Consider the following 17,017-nt stretch of genomic DNA (forward strand, 5'->3'; position numbering starts at 1 on the left):
TTATAAAACAATATTTAATTCTGCTGGTGGTGGAGGAAGTTCACCTAATCCGCTTACATCTTTTTTGTTGAGATCTACTTTTTGACTTGATACAGAAATAGAGGCAGATACCCATTTAAAGAAGGCTTTAATAGAGTTGGCATCTGCGGTATCTAATGACACTACACTTTCTGTAATTTGTTTTAATACATTGGTATCTGCTCCAGCGCCTGCCGCACAAGCCACAAAGGTGCCAGTTTTCACGGTTCTCAATGCATTAATTCCCTTTTGCAGATCGTCTGTTGGCACACCATCAGAAAGTAAAAAAACAACTGGTTTCCAGTCACCTTTTACTTCGGCTGAGCCTTTTTGTACTTCACGGTTGATACAATCTGTTAATAATGAGAGTGCTTCTCCCATTGATGTTAAGCCAGATGCTTCGATGGTTGGAAGTTGGAAGCTCATTAGCTCCGTGAGTGGCATAACTTGTTTGGCTTTGCTATCAAAAGTAATCACAGATAGATAAGCCGTTTCTAATGCGTAAGGATCTTGGCGTAATGCAGAAACAAGCATTTGCAAACCATTACGCACAGATTCAATGGCTTCACCCATCATTGAGCCTGACGTATCCACTAATAAATAAACGGGTAAACGACGCATAAATTTCTCCAGAATAAATTAATAAGCTAGATGGCTTTAGTTAAAGAAATACGATTTTGAAATTTATAAACAGAGTAAATAATCTTTATATATAAGATACTTAAAATAAACTCTACAATAATAGAAGAAGAAACTAACTCCAAACTTGGTTCTGGTAACTCTCTTACTATTTTGCTTAATAGGATACTAATTAAAAATAACCACCACCAAATAATAAGAAATATAGCGCTCTTATCCTTCCAATCATTAGCAAATTTACTTGCTAAAAATATTTCTTTTACTATATAGTAAGGTTTCCATAACGATAAAATAGGTACAAACCACCAATAAACACAGGCTTTGTTAGAAAAATTTAGATTTTTAATTCCTTTTTGTTCTATATTTTTATGTGCTTTGTATATCCAAAATAAGCTTAATAGAACACTGGTGATGTAACTTAAACTGCTAAGTCTATCTATGTTGTCAGCATAATCTAATAAGAGGGACAATAGTGGTCTATTTTCTAAATAGATACTAATGAAAAATAAGCCAGTAACACTAACAAAAGTTAAATATAATCCTAAAACAGACAACAAGAACAATGTCAAATATTCAAAGTAACTACTCATATTTACTCTTAATAATTTTGATTTTTTATATTCATTAATGTTTTCCTGCTTTTGCAGGAAAAATAAACGAAGCAACAACACCAATAAATAAAACACCTAATACAATATAAAGGCTAACATTGGCAGAAATACGAATGCCTGTATCAAATACCGCGTGATTCCAAGATTGAATTCCCATTTTGATACCAATAAAGAACAATAAGGCAATGACAGCTTTTTCAAGGTGAACAAGATATTTTGTGAGTGCAGCAAGAATAAAATAGAGACTACGTAATCCTAGAATCGCGAAAATCATTGCAGCATAAACGAGTAATGGTTCTTGAGTAACAGCAATAACAGCAGGTACTGAGTCAAAGGCGAATGCTACATCAGATGTTTCAATAGCCATTAAACATAAAAATGCAGGCGTTGCGTAACGAAAACCTTGACGAGTAACGGAAACTATTTGATCTGCATTTAATTCGTTATTTTTTACAAAGAATTTTTCTTGCACTAGTTTTGGGAAAACAGGCATTATTTTCCCTACCAAACGAACACTCCAGTGATGAGTATAGTTTTCGATTTCTTCTTCATTATCATCTCCGCCTTGTAACATTTTCCATCCGCTCCAAAGTACAAAAGCAGCAAAAAGAAATCCAACCCAAGGACTTGCAGAAAACAATCCAGTCCCAATTACAACAAAAATTGCTCGGAAAATTAATGCTCCTAAAATGCCCCAATAGAGAATACGGTGCTGAAGATGATCTTTAATTCCGAAAGAAGCAAAAATTGCGACAAAAACCATCAAGTTATCAATGGATAAACTCTTTTCAAGTACATAACCGGCAAGATAGAGATCTGCCCATTCCGGTTCAAAACGGAAATAAAGATAAACGTAGAACGCCAATGCCAATGAAACCCAAAAGATTGACCAAAGTGCGGCATTTTTTACGGTAATTTCTTTACTATGTCGGTGAGCAACTAAGTCAATATAAATTGAGAATAAAATTGCACAGAAGAAAACAACCAAAACCTCTAAAGGAAATCCAAAATGATGCATAGATGAAACCTAAAATGAAAACATATAAACCAATATAGTTTACATAAAAACCTAAATGGTTTACAAGATCTTTTTGGATTTAGTCATAATTATTTTCATTATGAAAATATTAACTGAAAAAGAAAAATTTAGTGCACGTTTAAAACTAGCTCTTTCAGCAATGGCTATGCAGAATTTGAAGACAAGTGAAATAGCAACTAAATTTAATTTGCAACACCCAAATGAGTCTGTTACTCAACAAGCCGTACATAAATGGCTTAATGGTTTGGCTATTCCATCAATGGATAAAATTGAAACATTATCTAAGTGGTTATTAGTTAAACCAGAATGGTTGCGTTACGGTGTGGGTGATAATGAAAAAATGACAATGCTAGATGAAGTTTTGTTGAAGATGATTATTGGACTATCGGAACAGCAAAAATCAGCATTAATTGCTTTTATTAGTTCTTTTCAAAATAAACTTTAATCAAAATTATACACAATGAGAGCGGTAAAAAATTATATAGATTTTTTACCGCACTTTATTTTCATTAAGGACAAGGCTTGCTTACTATAATTTCAATAACCTGTCTATCGATATGTTGCATACTTTTTGATGCAATAGCGCAGAGATTATCAATAGTTCGATCACGAGTTCGACAATACCTTCATTGCCGCAGCAATAGGCAATCCAACCATGCCAGTTCCAGGCACAGCAAAGCCCAATCCATTTTTCATCAGGTTAGGCGAAACTTTTGCTTCAATGCGTTCAGGTGTTTTGCCTAAATATTTCGCAGCTGTAGCGGATGCGAGCGCAAGAGAAATGGGTTCGGTACAGCCTAGGGCTGGCACAACATCATGTTTAACAATGTGGAGTAATGGTTTTTCAATTTCGTTAAGTCCTTCTAAATTCATTATTACCTATCCAATTAATGCGCTTCATCCCAATTTTGTCCGACACCCACTTCCACAATCAACGGAACAACTAATTCAGCAGCGGATTCCATATGTTGTTTAATTTGCTCACGGAAAAACGCGACTTTTTCTGACCGCACTTCAAACACTAATTCATCATGTACTTGCATAATCATTTCAATATCTAGATCGTGACGGATTACTTCATCAATTTTAATCATCGCTCGTTTAATAATATCCGCAGCCGTGCCTTGCATCGGTGCATTTATCGCTACGCGTTCTGCTCCTTTACGACGCATTGCATTGCTAGAATTAATATCTGGTAAATATAAACGGCGACCAAATAGCGTTTCCACATAGCCTTGTGCTTTCGCTTTTTCACGAATATCAGTCATAAATTGTTGTACGCTAGGATAGCGTTGGAAATATAAATTCATGTATTTTTGTGCATCAGCACGGGAAATGCCAAGTTGGCGTGAAAGTCCAAAGGCGGACATTCCATAAATTAAGCCGAAATTAATCGCTTTAGCATTGCGACGTTGCTCGCTGGTGACTTCATCTAATGACACGCCAAAGATTTCAGCTGCAGTGGAGCGATGAATATCCTTGCCTTGCGAGAACGCATTAATTAAGCCTTGATCGCCGGAAAGATGCGCCATAATACGTAGCTCAATTTGAGAATAGTCAGCGGCGACAATAGAATAACCTTCACGTGCGATAAATGCTTGTCGAATACGGCGACCTTCTTCATTCCGAATTGGGATATTTTGTAGGTTTGGATCACTTGATGATAAACGCCCTGTCGCCGTCACCGCTTGATGATAAGAGGTATGCACTCGGCCTGTTTGTGAATTGACCATTTGAGGCAGTTTATCCGTGTAAGTGGATTTAAGTTTGCTCAACCCACGATGTTCAACCAAAATTTTGGGTAATTCGTGGCTATAGGATAATTCTTCCAATACTTCTTCATTTGTTGATGGTGCACCTTTGGGCGTTTTTTGTAAAACAGGCAGCCCAAGTTTATCGAACAAAATTTCTTGTAATTGTTTGGTGGAGGCTAAATTGAATGGCTGGCCCGCTAATGCGTAAGCTTGTTTTTCAAGTGCGGTTAATCTTGAGGCAATTTCGTTAGATTGCATAAAGAGAGCATCACTATCAATCAAAACGCCTGTACGTTCCATACGAGAAAGCACATGAAGCAATGGTAATTCCATTGTTTTATACAATTCAACAAGCGTTGGTTCTTCTTGCAGTTTCAACCACAGTGCTTGTTGTAATTTCATGGTCACATCAGCATCTTCTGCCGCGTATTCTGTGGCTTGTTCTAATGGAATTTGATTAAACGTAAGCTGACTTTTCCCTTTTCCTGCAAGGCTTTCAAATGCGATAGTTTCATGCCCTAAATAACGTTTGGCTAAATCGTCCATATTATGACGACCCGTACTATTTAGCGTATAGGAAAGCAACATCGTATCAAATTCAACACCTTGTAATTCAATGCCATGACGGGCAAAAATACTTTCATCAAATTTAATGTTTTGTCCAATTTTGTGAATATTAGGATTTTCTAAGATTGGTTTGATAGCGGCAAGTGCGGTCGATTTTTCGAGTGTTTTTGGTGCATCCAAATAATCCAATTGCAATGGTAAATAAGCAGCTTCGCCATTTTCAAGAGCAAAAGAGATACCCACTAAATTCGCAGACATATAATCAAGGCTGTCTGTTTCAGTATCGACTGCAATGAGTTTTGCTGAATTGAGTTTTTCAATCCAGCGGGTTAAATCCGCTTGAGTGAGTAAGGTTTCATATTTTGTACGATCGATTTGAATTTTAGGCGTATTTTCCACCGCACTATTTCCCACCGAATTTTGAGCTGGTGATGTCGCTTGATACTGGTTCATTTTCACTGGCTGTTCAGTGGTTTGGGTAATAGAATCTGCCCCATTCATCACTTCATTAAGCCAGCGTTTAAATTCGTAGCGAGCAAAATATTCAATAAGTTGATCCTTTTGGCTTTCTCCAAGCAACAATTGATCTGTTGTCACGTTAAGTTCAACATCGGTTTTGATGGTTGCTAATGTATAAGAAAGATCGGCATTGGATTTTTCAGCCAATAATTTTTCACCTAGTTTTTTCGCCCCACGAATTGGCAGTTCCGCTACTTTTTCAAGATTGGCATAAATCTCGGCCATGCTTCCTATGCCTTGTAGTAAACCAAGTGCGGTTTTTTCGCCCACGCCAGCAACGCCAGGAATGTTATCTGCACTATCGCCCATGAGTGCTAGATAATCAATAATGAGTTCAGGTGGAATACCGTATTTTTCAATCACACCCTCGCGATCCAATAGGCTATTATTCATGGTGTTGATGAGCATAATATTGTCATCAACTAGCTGTGCCATATCTTTATCGCCAGTACTAATGAGCACTTTTTTACCCAAACTTGATGCTTGTAGTGCGAGAGTACCGATCACATCATCTGCCTCAATCCCTTCCACCACTAAAAGCGGAATGCCCAATGCACGAATCATATCGTGCAAAGGCTGAATTTGTTTGCGTAAATCATCAGGCATTGGTGGACGGTGAGATTTATATTGTTCAAACATTTCATCGCGAAATGTTTTCCCTTTTGCATCAAAAACAACGGCTATATGAGTGGGCTGTACTTGTGAGATGAGGCTTTTTAACATATTTAACACGCCGTACATCGCGTTTGTTGGCTCACCTGCGGCATTAGTTAAAGAAGGAAAGGCATGAAATGCACGATATAAATAAGAAGAACCATCCACTAGCACAAGCGGATTTGTTGCAATTTGGGCCATAAAAATCTCGTTTTAAACTGAAAAATGGGGGCATTATAGCGTAATTTATGGTGATGAGCGAATGGCGGGTTTAATGTAAAATTTATGACGAATATTTTTTGCTATGGCATAATATCAGACATTCAAATATTTAATTTAAGGAAATCAAATGTCGTTAAAATTGGTCGAAATTTTAGTTTTGGGTCAGGTTTTGCGTTTAAATGTACCCATTGAACAAGAAGAATTACTGCGCCAAGCTGCGCGTAATTTAGATATATTGGTTTCCGAAATGAAAGAAAAGACAGGCCTTATTCAGCTTGATCGTGTGCTTTCTATTGTGGCACTCAATTTGAGTTTTGAATTAAGCCAAGAAAAAAATAAAACGGCTAAAATTGAAGAGGTATTGAGAACGGGTATCCAACAATTAGATCATTCATTAGAAAATATTCGTGTTACAAAAGAACCGCATTAAATTAATGATCAAATTAGAGTCATTTTGTCGTTTTATAAGCAACTCGTTAAATTTGACAAATAAATGCTAGTCAATACTGAGAATTTGGGCTAGTATAAACCCATAAGAATTACCTGGAGTGTTCGTCAGTAGGCTATGTCCCTGAGCCGATACTTTAAATCTTATAAATTGGTTTCCTATCGTTGGTGTGTAGGCTTAACCTTTGACTCGTTCATTGGGCTAAGAAACCTGAAAACGGTATCAACTGATTTCCTTGAACCGTCGGGTTCAAGGACTACTGCCCGCAGCGGCACTCTGGGGTCTTCCTTTTCATTTCTATGAATACTCAAAAACGCCAGCAAATCCGCACTGAAATCCGAAAAATACGTGCAAATTTAACCGCACTTCAACAGCACCAAGCTGAACAATCGGTTACTCAACAGGCGTTAAATCTTATCGAGCAACGACAAGCCAAAAATATTGCATTATATTTTTCTTTTGATGGTGAAATTTCAACAAAAGCACTAATCCAATCCCTTTGGATGCAAAACAAAAATGTGTATTTGCCTGTTTTACATCCTTTTACTAAACACTATTTATTGTTTTTACGCTATTTACCTGATACGCCAATGAAACAAAATCAGTTTGGCATTTGGGAGCCAAAGCTGAATGTTCAAAATGTTTTGCCATTAAATGAACTGGATATTTTATTTACGCCGTTAGTGGCTTTTGATAAAAAAGGAAATCGCCTTGGTATGGGCGGTGGATTTTATGATCGCACGTTGCAGAATTGGCAAGATAAATCTTTTATTCCCGTGGGGTTAGCGCACCAATGTCAGCAAGTAGAAAATCTTCCCACTGAGCATTGGGATGTGCCACTGTTTGATATTTTGGTGGATTAAAACCTATCATCAAAATCTTATTGATAGATAAAATCAAAATATTTCATTTTTTCTCTTGAAATTTATTCAACCGAGCTTACTTAGTTTATGCGAATGGCGAAAGCCGAAATCAAATTGAGGAAAGCGTATGAACATTGAAAAATTTACGACAAAATTCCAAGAAGCGTTAAGCGAAGCACAATCACTTGCTATCGGAAAAGACAATCAATTTATTGAACCCGTGCATTTATTGACCGCACTTTTAAATCAACAGGGCGGCTCTATTGCGCCAATTTTGACAGCAAGTGGCGTAAATGTGGCTTTATTGCGTAATGAATTAAAGACAGAACTAAATAAATTGCCGCAAGTGATTGGCAATGGTGGAGATGTACAACTTTCACGCCAGCTTATTAATCTACTTAATTTATGCGATAAATTCGCACAGCAAAACCAAGATAAATTTATTTCGAGCGAATTGTTTTTGCTTGCAGCTTTAGAAGAACGAGGAACGATCAGCGATATTTTGAAAAAGTGCGGTGCGAAAAAAGAACAAATTTCGCAAGCTATTCAGCACATTAGAGGGGGACAAAACGTGAACGATCAAAATGCAGAAGAAAGCAGACAAGCTCTTGAAAAATATACGATTGATTTAACCGCTCGTGCAGAAAGTGGCAAACTTGATCCTGTAATTGGGCGTGATGAAGAAATTCGTCGAGCCATTCAAGTATTACAACGTCGTACCAAAAATAACCCTGTGTTAATTGGTGAACCAGGTGTAGGGAAAACGGCGATTGTCGAAGGCTTGGCACAGCGTATCGTAAACGGCGAAGTGCCAGAAGGTTTGAAAAATAAACGTGTGCTTTCATTAGATATGGGCGCATTGATTGCTGGTGCAAAATATCGCGGAGAATTTGAAGAACGTTTAAAAGCGGTGCTCAATGAACTTTCTAAAGAAGAAGGTCGCGTGATCCTCTTTATTGATGAAATTCATACTATGGTCGGCGCGGGTAAAACCGATGGTGCGATGGATGCGGGTAACTTATTAAAACCAAGTTTAGCGCGCGGTGAATTACATTGCGTGGGTGCAACAACGTTAGACGAATATCGTCAATATATCGAAAAAGATGCCGCACTTGAGCGCCGTTTCCAAAAAGTATTTGTGGACGAACCAAGTGTAGAAGATACCATTGCTATCTTACGTGGTTTGAAAGAACGCTATGAAATTCATCATCACGTGGATATTACTGACCCTGCGATTGTCGCTGCCGCAACGCTTTCACATCGTTATATTTCCGATCGTCAATTGCCGGATAAAGCCATTGATTTGATCGATGAAGCGGCGTCTAGCATTCGTATGGAAATAGATTCTAAACCTGAACCGCTTGATCGCCTTGAACGTCGAATTATCCAATTAAAATTGGAACAACAGGCATTACAAAAAGAAGAAGACGAAGCAAGTCGCAAACGTTTAGAAATGTTAGAGAAAGAATTGGCTGAAAAAGAACGTGAATACGCCGAACTTGAAGAAGTATGGAAATCTGAAAAAGCAACGCTTTCTGGCTCTCAACATATTAAACAAGAATTAGATACTGCAAAAACCGAACTAGAACAAGCTCGTCGCGCGGGTGATTTAGCGAAAATGTCAGAGTTGCAATATGGACGCATCCCTGCTCTTGAAAAGCAACTCGAGCAAGCTGAAACCAGCGAAGGAAAAGAAATGACGCTTTTACGCTATCGTGTCACGGATGAAGAAATCGCAGAAGTGCTTTCTAAAGCCACAGGTATTCCTGTATCCAAAATGATGGAAGGCGAGAAAGAAAAACTCTTGCGCATGGAAGATGAACTACATAAACGAGTGATTGGTCAAGAAGAAGCGGTTGATGCGGTAGCAAACGCGATTCGTCGTAGTCGTGCAGGTCTTTCCGATCCTAATCGCCCAATTGGTTCTTTCTTGTTCCTAGGGCCAACAGGTGTGGGTAAAACAGAGCTTTGCAAAACTTTGGCGAAATTCTTGTTTGATAGTGAAGATGCGATGGTGCGCATTGATATGTCAGAGTTTATGGAAAAACACAGTGTTTCTCGTTTAGTTGGTGCGCCTCCAGGCTATGTCGGCTATGAAGAAGGCGGTTATTTAACTGAAGCTGTTCGTCGTCGTCCATATTCAGTGATCTTATTAGATGAAGTTGAAAAAGCCCATGCGGATGTATTCAATATCTTATTACAAGTATTGGATGATGGTCGTTTAACTGACGGGCAAGGTCGTACTGTGGACTTCCGTAATACGGTGGTAATTATGACCTCTAACTTGGGTTCTGATTTAATCCAAGGTAACAAAGACGAAAGCTATAGCGAAATGAAAGCCTTAGTGATGTCAGTGGTAAGCCAACATTTCCGTCCCGAATTCATCAACCGTATTGACGAAACTGTGGTATTCCATCCGCTTGGTAAAGAGAATATTCGTGCGATTGCAAGTATCCAATTAGAACGCTTAGCAAAACGTATGGAAACTCGTGGCTATGAATTAGTGTTTACCGACGCTTTATTAGATTTCATTGGTGAAGTGGGGTATGACCCAATTTATGGTGCACGTCCATTGAAACGTGCTATTCAACAAGAGATCGAAAACAGCTTGGCACAACAAATTCTATCTGGTGCGTTATTACCTGGTAAGGTTGTTACCATTGATTACGCCAACGCAGAAGTTCAAGCTAGACAATAGGTATTAAAAAAAGTGCGGTAAATTTACCGCACTTTTCTTATGAACCTAAACGCTGACGTGCAATTTCAAATAAACATACCCCTGTTGCGACAGATACATTTAATGATGAAACTGAACCAGCCATTGGAATACTAATCAGTTGATCGCAATGTTCACGCGTTAAACGACGCATTCCTTCGCCTTCGGCTCCCATAACAAGTGCTAGTGGTCCTGTCAGTTTGCTTTGATAAATGGTTTCAGTGGCTTCGCCAGCAGTGCCAACCACCCAAATATTATGGTTTTGCTGTAAATCGCGCAGTGTGCGAGAAAGATTGGTTACACGAATTAACGGCACGGTTTCTGCCGCGCCACAAGCAACTTTACGCGCGATAGATGTTAATTGTGCGGATTTATCTTTCGGTACGATTACGGCCACTGCGCCCGCTGCATCCGCTGTTCGCAGGCAGGCACCCAAGTTGTGTGGATCCGTCACGCCATCCAAAACTAATAAAAGCGGATTTTGTTTATTCGCAAGAATTTCATCAAGATCATTTTCATTAAGTTCTTTTGCCGCTTGTACTCGAGCAATGACACCCTGATGAACCTCACCATCGGCTTTTTTATCAAGTGTTTGTCGATTAACAAATTGCACACCAATTCCCAGGGAATAAAGCTCATTTAAGAGTGGCTGTAGGCGTTTATCTTCACGTCTTTTAAGTACGAAGACTTCAATTAGACGCTCTGGCGAATGGGTTAAAATACTATTAACCGCGTGAATACCGTAGATTTGTTCTGACATAAATTTCTCTTTTTCTTATTTGAATTTTTAATTCATTTTTACAATAGGAAGTGAATTATTTTCGTTTTCTAGATACTTTCTTCAAAACATCTTTCTTTTTTACCGCACTTTTTCGTTTCTGGGATGTTTTAGACGGTAGTTCTTTAAAGACTTTCTTGGCTTTTTCTTTCGCCGTTTTTCCAGCACGACGAGGTTTACGTTCACTCCCCATCAGCGAGAAATCGACCATTTTATTTTCTAAATGTACTGCTTCAACTTTGATACGAACTTTATCGCCTAAGCGATATTGCATTCCGCTATTTTCACCGATTAAACGTTGTTTTGCTGCATCGAATTGGTAATAATCGTTTTCTAAGGTGGAAATATGGACTAAACCATCGATGAATAAATCATCTAAGCGTACAAATAAACCAAATCCCGTTACAGATGAAATAACACCGCTAAATTCACCGCCAATATGATCTTGCATATATTCACATTTCAGCCAATCAGCCACTTCACGAGTGGCGTCATCGGCGCGGCGTTCTGTCATTGAACAATGATTGCCAAGTAAATCCATTTCATCAAAAGAGTAATGATAACCGCCTGTATCGGTAGTTTTACGTTTTGCGCCTTGTTCTTTAGCGAGTAAATATTTGATACCTCGATGAAGTGTTAAGTCTGGATAACGGCGAATTGGCGAAGTAAAGTGAGCATATTCTTCCAAAGCCAAACCAAAGTGCCCAATATTATCAGCGTGATAGACAGCTTGGCTTAATGAACGTAGCAACATTGTTTGAATAAGTTCATGATCAGGTCGTTCTTTAACTTTTTCTAACAGAGCAGCATAGTCTTTTGTGGTTGGTTTTAAGCCACCTTCTAAAGTTAAACCAAACTCACTTAAGAAAGTGCGGAACGATGTTAATTTTTCTTCGCTCGGGGTGGCATGAATACGATATAACGCAGGTTCTTTATGTTTTTCCATAAAATTAGCTGCCGCGATATTCGCAAGGATCATACATTCCTCAATGATTTTGTGGGCATCATTTCGAACAACGGGTTCAATACGCTCAATTCTCCCCATAGCATTGAAAATAAACTTAGTTTCAATGGTTTCAAAATCGATTGCACCACGTTGATGACGTGCACTAAGCAACGCTTGATAGAGTTTATAAAGCTCTTCTAAATGAGGCACAAGCGTAGAATAACGAGTGCGTAATTCTTCATCGCCTTCAAGCATTTTTGCTACTTTGGTATAAGTGAGGCGGGCGTGAGAATTCATCACCGCTTCATAAAAGCGATAATCTGTGAGCTTACCTTTGGCAGAAATTTGCATCTCACACACCATACACAAACGATCCACTTGAGGGTTAAGAGAGCATAAGCCGTTCGATAAAATTTCAGGTAGCATTGGTACAACTCGGTTTGGAAAATAGACCGAGTTACCACGATTATGTGCTTCTACATCCAAAGCGGAACGTAAACGTACGTAATAACTAACATCCGCAATCGCCACCCAAAGTTTCCAGCCTTTGCCGTGTTTTTCACAATAAACGGCATCATCAAAATCCCGCGCATCTTCGCCATCAATGGTCACAAGCGGTAAATTACGTAAATCCACACGCCCTTTTTTTGCTTCTTCAGGCACTTCTTCAGTGAATTTTTTTACGTATTTTTCCACCGCACTTGGAAACTTATGGGGAATATCGTGGTTACGCAAGGCGATTTCTACTTCCATTCCTTTCGCCATATTATCGCCTAGAATTTCAGTGATCACGCCAATTGGCTGGTTAAAACTGGCAGAACGTTCTTGCAACTCGACAACGACAACTTGTCCCATGCGAGCACCATTACGATGTTCATTAGGCACGAGAATATCTCGGCCAATTCTGCTGTCATCAGGCACCACATAGCTAAAACCGTTTTCTAAGAAAAAGCGACCCACAATTTGTTTTTTACGGCTTTCTAATACGCGCACAATTCGCACTTCACGGCGACCACGACGATCTAATCCAGCAGGTTGCGCTAAGACAAAATCTCCATGCATGACTCTTTGCATTTGATGGTTCGGAATGAATAAATCATCCTTTTTGCCATCGACCTGTAAAAAACCAAAACCTTCGCGATGACCAATTACCGTGCCTTTAAATAAATCTAATTTTTCTGGTAAGGCATAGCGTTTACGTTTGGTGAACACTAATTGCCCATCATTTTCCATCGCGCGTAATCGGCGACGCATCGCTTCTATTTGCTCTTCATTTTGAATGGAAAGTGCGGTCAAAATTTCATCCCGATTCATCGGCGCATTATTGTCTCGAATAACGCTTAAAATAAATTCACGGCTCGGGATTGGATTGCCGTATTTTTCCAATTCTCGTTTGTAATGAGGATCTTGGTTGATTAAGTTTTTACGTTTTTTTGTCATTATTTTTTACAGTTTTAAAAAGTGCGGAGAGTTTGACACTGTAAGGGGGATAATGCAAGACGGGGATAAAATTATCACTGTATATTTTAAGGATATTTTAAAATTGAAGAACTTAACGATCTTTCCCCTGCACTATAACAGTGATGACTTTTTATAGATATTTTTAAAGTATGAAAAGCGCGGTAAAAATTTTATGCAGGAACGCGTTCTGTTACGAGCATTTGTAATTTTCGTAAAATAACATTTAATACTACGCCATAGGCTGGTACGAATAATATAATGCCGACAAATAGCTTAAATAGGTAATCTACAAAGCCGAGTTGTGCCCAGTGTTCAGCCATGAACGGATCTGCACTTTGATAGAAGGCTACACTGAAGAAAACGAATGTATCCGCCATTGAGCCAAATGTCATTGAGCTAGTTGGCGCCACCCACCAAGTTTTTAACTGGCGTAAGCGGTTAAATACGATCACATCAAGCAATTGTCCTACCACGTAAGCTGCAAAGCTCGCAATAGCAATACGGAATACAAACAGATCAAAATGCGTTAATGATTCGAAACCTTGGAATTTGCTTTCAGAGAATAAAACAGATATGACGTAACTTACAATAAGTGCAGGAAACATCACCACGAAGATGATTTTTCTCGCATCTTCCGCACCGAAAATACGCACGGTCAAATCAGTAGCCAAAAAGATAAATGGGAATGTGAGCGTTCCCCAAGTGCTGTGGAAAGAAAAATCATTTGCTGCACCAAGTGCGGTTAATTTTAGCGTGATTTCAAAAGGGATTTGTACAAAGTAATTGCTCGCTGCAATGATGAATATGTGGAAAAAGCTGAGCCAGATGATTGCACGACGTTTTTGTTGATCATTAAAGATCGGAGAGGTTAATTTCATGTTGTACCTTTTTAGTTTAAATAAATCGGGGTTAGGGAACCCGAGGCTGAATATAGGGAGCTAGATGATACGCATATTTCTAATAATTGCAAGAGTCGATTGCATTTGAGTTTTATATTTTATGAAAATTGACGAATGATTTTACAGCCTTTATTCTATTTGCGTTTTTCATCAAATTTGAAAGGAGAGAAAATGGAGTTACACAATATTCGTGATGAATATACTAAACGCGTGCTTTCACAACATGATTGCCATAAAAATCCAATTTCGCAATTTGAACAGTGGCAGAAAGAGGCTATTCATGCTCAAGTCAATGAGCCAACCGCAATGAATATTGCGACTGTTGATGAACAAGGTCGCCCAAATAGCCGTATGGTTTTGTTAAAAGAAGTCAATGAACAAGGTTTTGTCTTTTTTACGAATTATCTTAGTCGAAAAGGCGGTTGTATTGAGCGCAATCCTTATGTCGCGCTGACTTTCTTTTGGCCTGAATTGGAACGCCAAGTGCGGATTGAAGGTAAGGCGGTTAAAATTCCAGCAGAACAATCCGATAAATATTTTGCTACCCGACCTTACACCAGTCGTATAGGAGCTTGGGCAAGTGAGCAAAGTGCGGTGATTTCTAATTATAAATCTTTGCTAGTAAAAGCCGCATTGGTTGCTGCTAAACATCCGTTAAACGTGCCTCGACCAGATTATTGGGGCGGCTATTTAGTGGTGCCAGAAACCGTGGAATTTTGGCAGGGGCGGCCAAGCCGTTTACATGATCGCATTCGTTATCGTAAAGAAAGTGATAATTGGATTAGAGAAAGACTTTCTCCTTAGTAAATTGAGCATAAAAATAACCGCACTTTAGTTGTATCCCCAAAGTGCGGTTAATTTTTTCTAAATTTTAGCGTTTAGCTTTATTTATTAATGCGTGCTAGTACTTGTCGTTGTACGATTTGCACGTTTACGATCGTTTTCCGTTAAAAGTTTTTTACGGATACGAATCGACTCAGGTGTTACTTCCACTAGTTCATCATCATCGATAAATTCAATCGCTTGTTCAAGACTGAATTTTACAGGTGTAGTTAGCACAATCGCATCGTCTTTACCTGACGCACGCATATTAGTTAGTTTTTTACCTTGTAAGCAGTTTACGGTTAAGTCATTTGAGCGACTATGAATACCGATAATTTGCCCTTCATAAACTTCTACGTTTGCATCAATCATTAACTTACCACGTTCTTGTAAGCCAAATAATGCATAACCCAGTGCCTTACCTGTTGCATTAGAAATCAACACACCATTTTTACGTTGACCGATATCTCCACCTTTGATTTCATCATAGTGGCTAAAACTTGAGTAAAGTAAGCCTGTACCAGAAGTCATGGTCATAAAGTCGCCACGGAAGCCAATCAATCCACGACTAGGGATAATGTATTCCAAACGCACACGACCTTTACCGTCAGGCAACATATCACGAACTTCACCTTTACGGATACCCAATGCTTCCATTACAGAACCTTGGTGTTGTTCTTCCACATCAATAGTTACTTGTTCGTACGGCTCTTGTTTTTTACCGTCAATATCACGATAGATTACTTTAGGGCGAGAAACCGCAAGTTCATAACCTTCACGACGCATATTTTCAATTAATACAGAAAGATGTAATTCGCCACGACCAGATACACGGAATTCATCTGGGTTTGGGGTTTCTTCTACTCGTAACGCCACGTTGTGGACTAATTCTTTATTTAAACGTTCAAGAATTTGACGTGATGTGACATATTTTCCTTCTTGCCCTGCAAATGGAGAGGTATTTACACAGAAGAACATGGTTACGGTTGGTTCATCAACCGTTAATGATGGCAATGCTTCAACTGCGTTAATATCACAAATCGTATCAGAAATATTTAATTCACCTAAACCAGTGATAGCAACAATATCGCCAGCATAAGCAACGTCTTCTTCATAACGTTGTAAACCAAGATGTCCAAGTACTTGACCGATACGACCTTGACGAGTTTTTCCTTCACTATTGATGATAGTAACTGGTTGGTTTGGTTTAATCGAACCACGCTTAATACGACCAATGCCGATAACGCCTACATAGTTGTTGTAGTCTAATTGTGAAATTTGCATTTGGAATGGTGCATCAAGTTCTACTTTGGGCGATTCTACATATTTCACAATGGCTTCAAATAATGGCGTCATATCTTCCGCTAAATCTTCGTGTTCAAGACCTGCAACACCATTTAGTGCTGAAGCATAGATAATTGGGAAGTCTAATTGTTCATCGCTTGCACCAAGATTGACAAATAAGTCAAACACTTGATCTACAACCCAGTCTGGACGCGCACCAGGGCGATCAACTTTATTAATTACGACGATTGGTTTTAAGCCGTGAGCGAATGCTTTTTGTGTCACGAAACGGGTTTGTGGCATTGGGCCATCAAACGCATCAACAACTAATAGAACAGAATCCACCATAGAAAGTACACGTTCAACTTCGCCACCGAAGTCTGCGTGCCCTGGAGTATCCACGATGTTAATGCGGTAGTCATTCCAGTTAATCGCGGTATTTTTTGCAAGAATGGTAATGCCACGTTCTTTTTCAAGATCGTTTGAGTCCATAACGCGTTCATCCACATCACCACGAGCAGATTCAAAAGTACCAGATTGTTGAAGAAGTTTATCTACAAGGGTGGTTTTACCATGGTCAACGTGCGCAATAATGGCGATGTTACGGAGTTTTTTAATATCAATTTCGTTTTTCATTGTTTAATGCTTTAATTGGATAAGATGCAATTTTTATTGCATTGTTACATAAAAAATGGCGCAATGAATTGCACCCTACATTTCTACATTTGTCGAAAAGGCAAAAATTATACATGTATTTTTCTTTTTCTGCTATGGCTA

Annotated in this window: 13 protein-coding genes, 1 other RNA gene and 1 pseudogene; 6 read left to right on the forward strand and 9 right to left on the reverse strand. The window is 38.8% G+C overall.

Annotated features, from left to right (window positions below; translation table 11 throughout):
- Genes DV356_RS00745 through DV356_RS00755 form a run of 3 tightly spaced genes read right to left on the reverse strand, consistent with a single transcriptional unit; the run spans window position 1 to window position 2,286 of the window.
- A complete protein-coding gene (locus DV356_RS00745) occupies window positions 1–639 on the reverse strand; it encodes a vWA domain-containing protein (RefSeq protein WP_065245103.1) in 639 nt (212 codons plus the stop codon).
- Window positions 640–665: 26 nt separating this feature from the next.
- Window positions 666–1,247, reverse strand: a complete 582-nt coding sequence (locus tag DV356_RS00750) for a DUF4328 domain-containing protein (protein ID WP_239990308.1) — start codon at window positions 1,245–1,247, stop codon at window positions 666–668.
- Window positions 1,248–1,281: 34 nt separating this feature from the next.
- A complete protein-coding gene (locus DV356_RS00755; protein ID WP_112119009.1) occupies window positions 1,282–2,286 on the reverse strand; it encodes a TerC/Alx family metal homeostasis membrane protein in 1,005 nt (334 codons plus the stop codon).
- 100 nt (window positions 2,287–2,386) lie between these two features.
- Between DV356_RS00755 and DV356_RS00760 the strand changes: the two genes are divergently transcribed.
- Window positions 2,387–2,752 (forward strand): transcriptional regulator, encoded by a 366-nt coding sequence (locus DV356_RS00760; RefSeq protein WP_005655721.1) that lies wholly within the window; start codon window positions 2,387–2,389, stop codon window positions 2,750–2,752.
- Between the two features lie 182 nt (window positions 2,753–2,934).
- On the opposite strand, the pseudogene DV356_RS00765 reads toward DV356_RS00760, so the two are convergent.
- Both DV356_RS00765 and polA read right to left on the reverse strand, forming a co-directional pair.
- Window positions 2,935–3,180 (reverse strand): annotated as a pseudogene (locus DV356_RS00765) (serine dehydratase subunit alpha family protein); the annotation flags it as partial.
- A 14-nt stretch (window positions 3,181–3,194) separates the two neighbouring features.
- A complete protein-coding gene (polA, locus tag DV356_RS00770) occupies window positions 3,195–6,002 on the reverse strand; it encodes a DNA polymerase I (protein WP_118806384.1) in 2,808 nt (935 codons plus the stop codon).
- A gap of 148 nt (window positions 6,003–6,150) precedes the next feature.
- Between polA and DV356_RS00775 the strand changes: the two genes are divergently transcribed.
- The 4 genes from DV356_RS00775 (at window position 6,151) to clpB (ending at window position 10,032) form a co-directional block, all read left to right on the forward strand.
- Window positions 6,151–6,453 (forward strand): cell division protein ZapA, encoded by a 303-nt coding sequence (locus DV356_RS00775; RefSeq protein ID WP_005651366.1) that lies wholly within the window; start codon window positions 6,151–6,153, stop codon window positions 6,451–6,453.
- Window positions 6,454–6,560: 107 nt separating this feature from the next.
- Window positions 6,561–6,758, forward strand: a non-coding RNA gene (gene ssrS / locus DV356_RS00780) — 6S RNA.
- A 12-nt stretch (window positions 6,759–6,770) separates the two neighbouring features.
- A complete protein-coding gene (locus tag DV356_RS00785; protein ID WP_118806385.1) occupies window positions 6,771–7,334 on the forward strand; it encodes a 5-formyltetrahydrofolate cyclo-ligase in 564 nt (187 codons plus the stop codon).
- A 127-nt stretch (window positions 7,335–7,461) separates the two neighbouring features.
- Complete coding sequence (clpB, locus tag DV356_RS00790; RefSeq protein ID WP_011272249.1) at window positions 7,462–10,032, forward strand: ATP-dependent chaperone ClpB; 2,571 nt, start codon at window positions 7,462–7,464, stop codon at window positions 10,030–10,032.
- Window positions 10,033–10,069: 37 nt separating this feature from the next.
- On the opposite strand, the gene rlmB is transcribed toward clpB, so the two are convergent.
- The 3 genes from rlmB to DV356_RS00810 all read right to left on the reverse strand — a co-directional run bounded on the left by rlmB (window position 10,070) and on the right by DV356_RS00810 (window position 14,113).
- Window positions 10,070–10,810, reverse strand: a complete 741-nt coding sequence (gene rlmB / locus DV356_RS00795) for a 23S rRNA (guanosine(2251)-2'-O)-methyltransferase RlmB (RefSeq protein ID WP_011272250.1) — start codon at window positions 10,808–10,810, stop codon at window positions 10,070–10,072.
- Window positions 10,811–10,865: 55 nt separating this feature from the next.
- Complete coding sequence (rnr, locus tag DV356_RS00800; protein ID WP_118806386.1) at window positions 10,866–13,214, reverse strand: ribonuclease R; 2,349 nt, start codon at window positions 13,212–13,214, stop codon at window positions 10,866–10,868.
- Between the two features lie 191 nt (window positions 13,215–13,405).
- The gene (locus DV356_RS00810) at window positions 13,406–14,113 is read right to left on the reverse strand and encodes a 7-cyano-7-deazaguanine/7-aminomethyl-7-deazaguanine transporter (RefSeq protein ID WP_005648239.1); all 708 of its coding nucleotides are present in this window, start codon (window positions 14,111–14,113) and stop codon (window positions 13,406–13,408) included.
- Between the two features lie 192 nt (window positions 14,114–14,305).
- Here DV356_RS00810 and pdxH point away from each other — a divergent pair, with 192 nt between their 5' ends.
- The gene (pdxH, locus tag DV356_RS00815) at window positions 14,306–14,938 is read left to right on the forward strand and encodes a pyridoxamine 5'-phosphate oxidase (protein ID WP_005648237.1); all 633 of its coding nucleotides are present in this window, start codon (window positions 14,306–14,308) and stop codon (window positions 14,936–14,938) included.
- A gap of 87 nt (window positions 14,939–15,025) precedes the next feature.
- Here the strand turns inward: pdxH and typA are convergent, their stop codons facing one another.
- Window positions 15,026–16,876, reverse strand: a complete 1,851-nt coding sequence (gene typA / locus DV356_RS00820; protein WP_011272253.1) for a translational GTPase TypA — start codon at window positions 16,874–16,876, stop codon at window positions 15,026–15,028.
- Window positions 16,877–17,017 lie beyond the last annotated feature (141 nt).

Origin of the sequence: Haemophilus influenzae, assembly GCF_003494325.1 — a bacterium.
Classification (GTDB): Bacteria; Pseudomonadota; Gammaproteobacteria; order Enterobacterales; family Pasteurellaceae; genus Haemophilus; species Haemophilus influenzae_I.

What these genes read in the sequence shown, in the direction of transcription:
- typA (WP_011272253.1), bottom strand. Translation starts at nt 16,876, where the DNA reads ATGAAAAACGAAATTGATATTAAAAAACTCCGTAACATCGCCATTATT.
- DV356_RS00745 (WP_065245103.1), bottom strand. Translation starts at nt 639, where the DNA reads ATGCGTCGTTTACCCGTTTATTTATTAGTGGATACGTCAGGCTCAATG.
- pdxH (WP_005648237.1), top strand. Translation starts at nt 14,306, where the DNA reads ATGGAGTTACACAATATTCGTGATGAATATACTAAACGCGTGCTTTCA.
- rnr (WP_118806386.1), bottom strand. Translation starts at nt 13,214, where the DNA reads ATGACAAAAAAACGTAAAAACTTAATCAACCAAGATCCTCATTACAAA.
- DV356_RS00755 (WP_112119009.1), bottom strand. Translation starts at nt 2,286, where the DNA reads ATGCATCATTTTGGATTTCCTTTAGAGGTTTTGGTTGTTTTCTTCTGT.
- DV356_RS00775 (WP_005651366.1), top strand. Translation starts at nt 6,151, where the DNA reads ATGTCGTTAAAATTGGTCGAAATTTTAGTTTTGGGTCAGGTTTTGCGT.
- clpB (WP_011272249.1), top strand. Translation starts at nt 7,462, where the DNA reads ATGAACATTGAAAAATTTACGACAAAATTCCAAGAAGCGTTAAGCGAA.
- DV356_RS00750 (WP_239990308.1), bottom strand. Translation starts at nt 1,247, where the DNA reads ATGAGTAGTTACTTTGAATATTTGACATTGTTCTTGTTGTCTGTTTTA.
- DV356_RS00760 (WP_005655721.1), top strand. Translation starts at nt 2,387, where the DNA reads ATGAAAATATTAACTGAAAAAGAAAAATTTAGTGCACGTTTAAAACTA.
- rlmB (WP_011272250.1), bottom strand. Translation starts at nt 10,810, where the DNA reads ATGTCAGAACAAATCTACGGTATTCACGCGGTTAATAGTATTTTAACC.
- DV356_RS00785 (WP_118806385.1), top strand. Translation starts at nt 6,771, where the DNA reads ATGAATACTCAAAAACGCCAGCAAATCCGCACTGAAATCCGAAAAATA.
- polA (WP_118806384.1), bottom strand. Translation starts at nt 6,002, where the DNA reads ATGGCCCAAATTGCAACAAATCCGCTTGTGCTAGTGGATGGTTCTTCT.
- DV356_RS00810 (WP_005648239.1), bottom strand. Translation starts at nt 14,113, where the DNA reads ATGAAATTAACCTCTCCGATCTTTAATGATCAACAAAAACGTCGTGCA.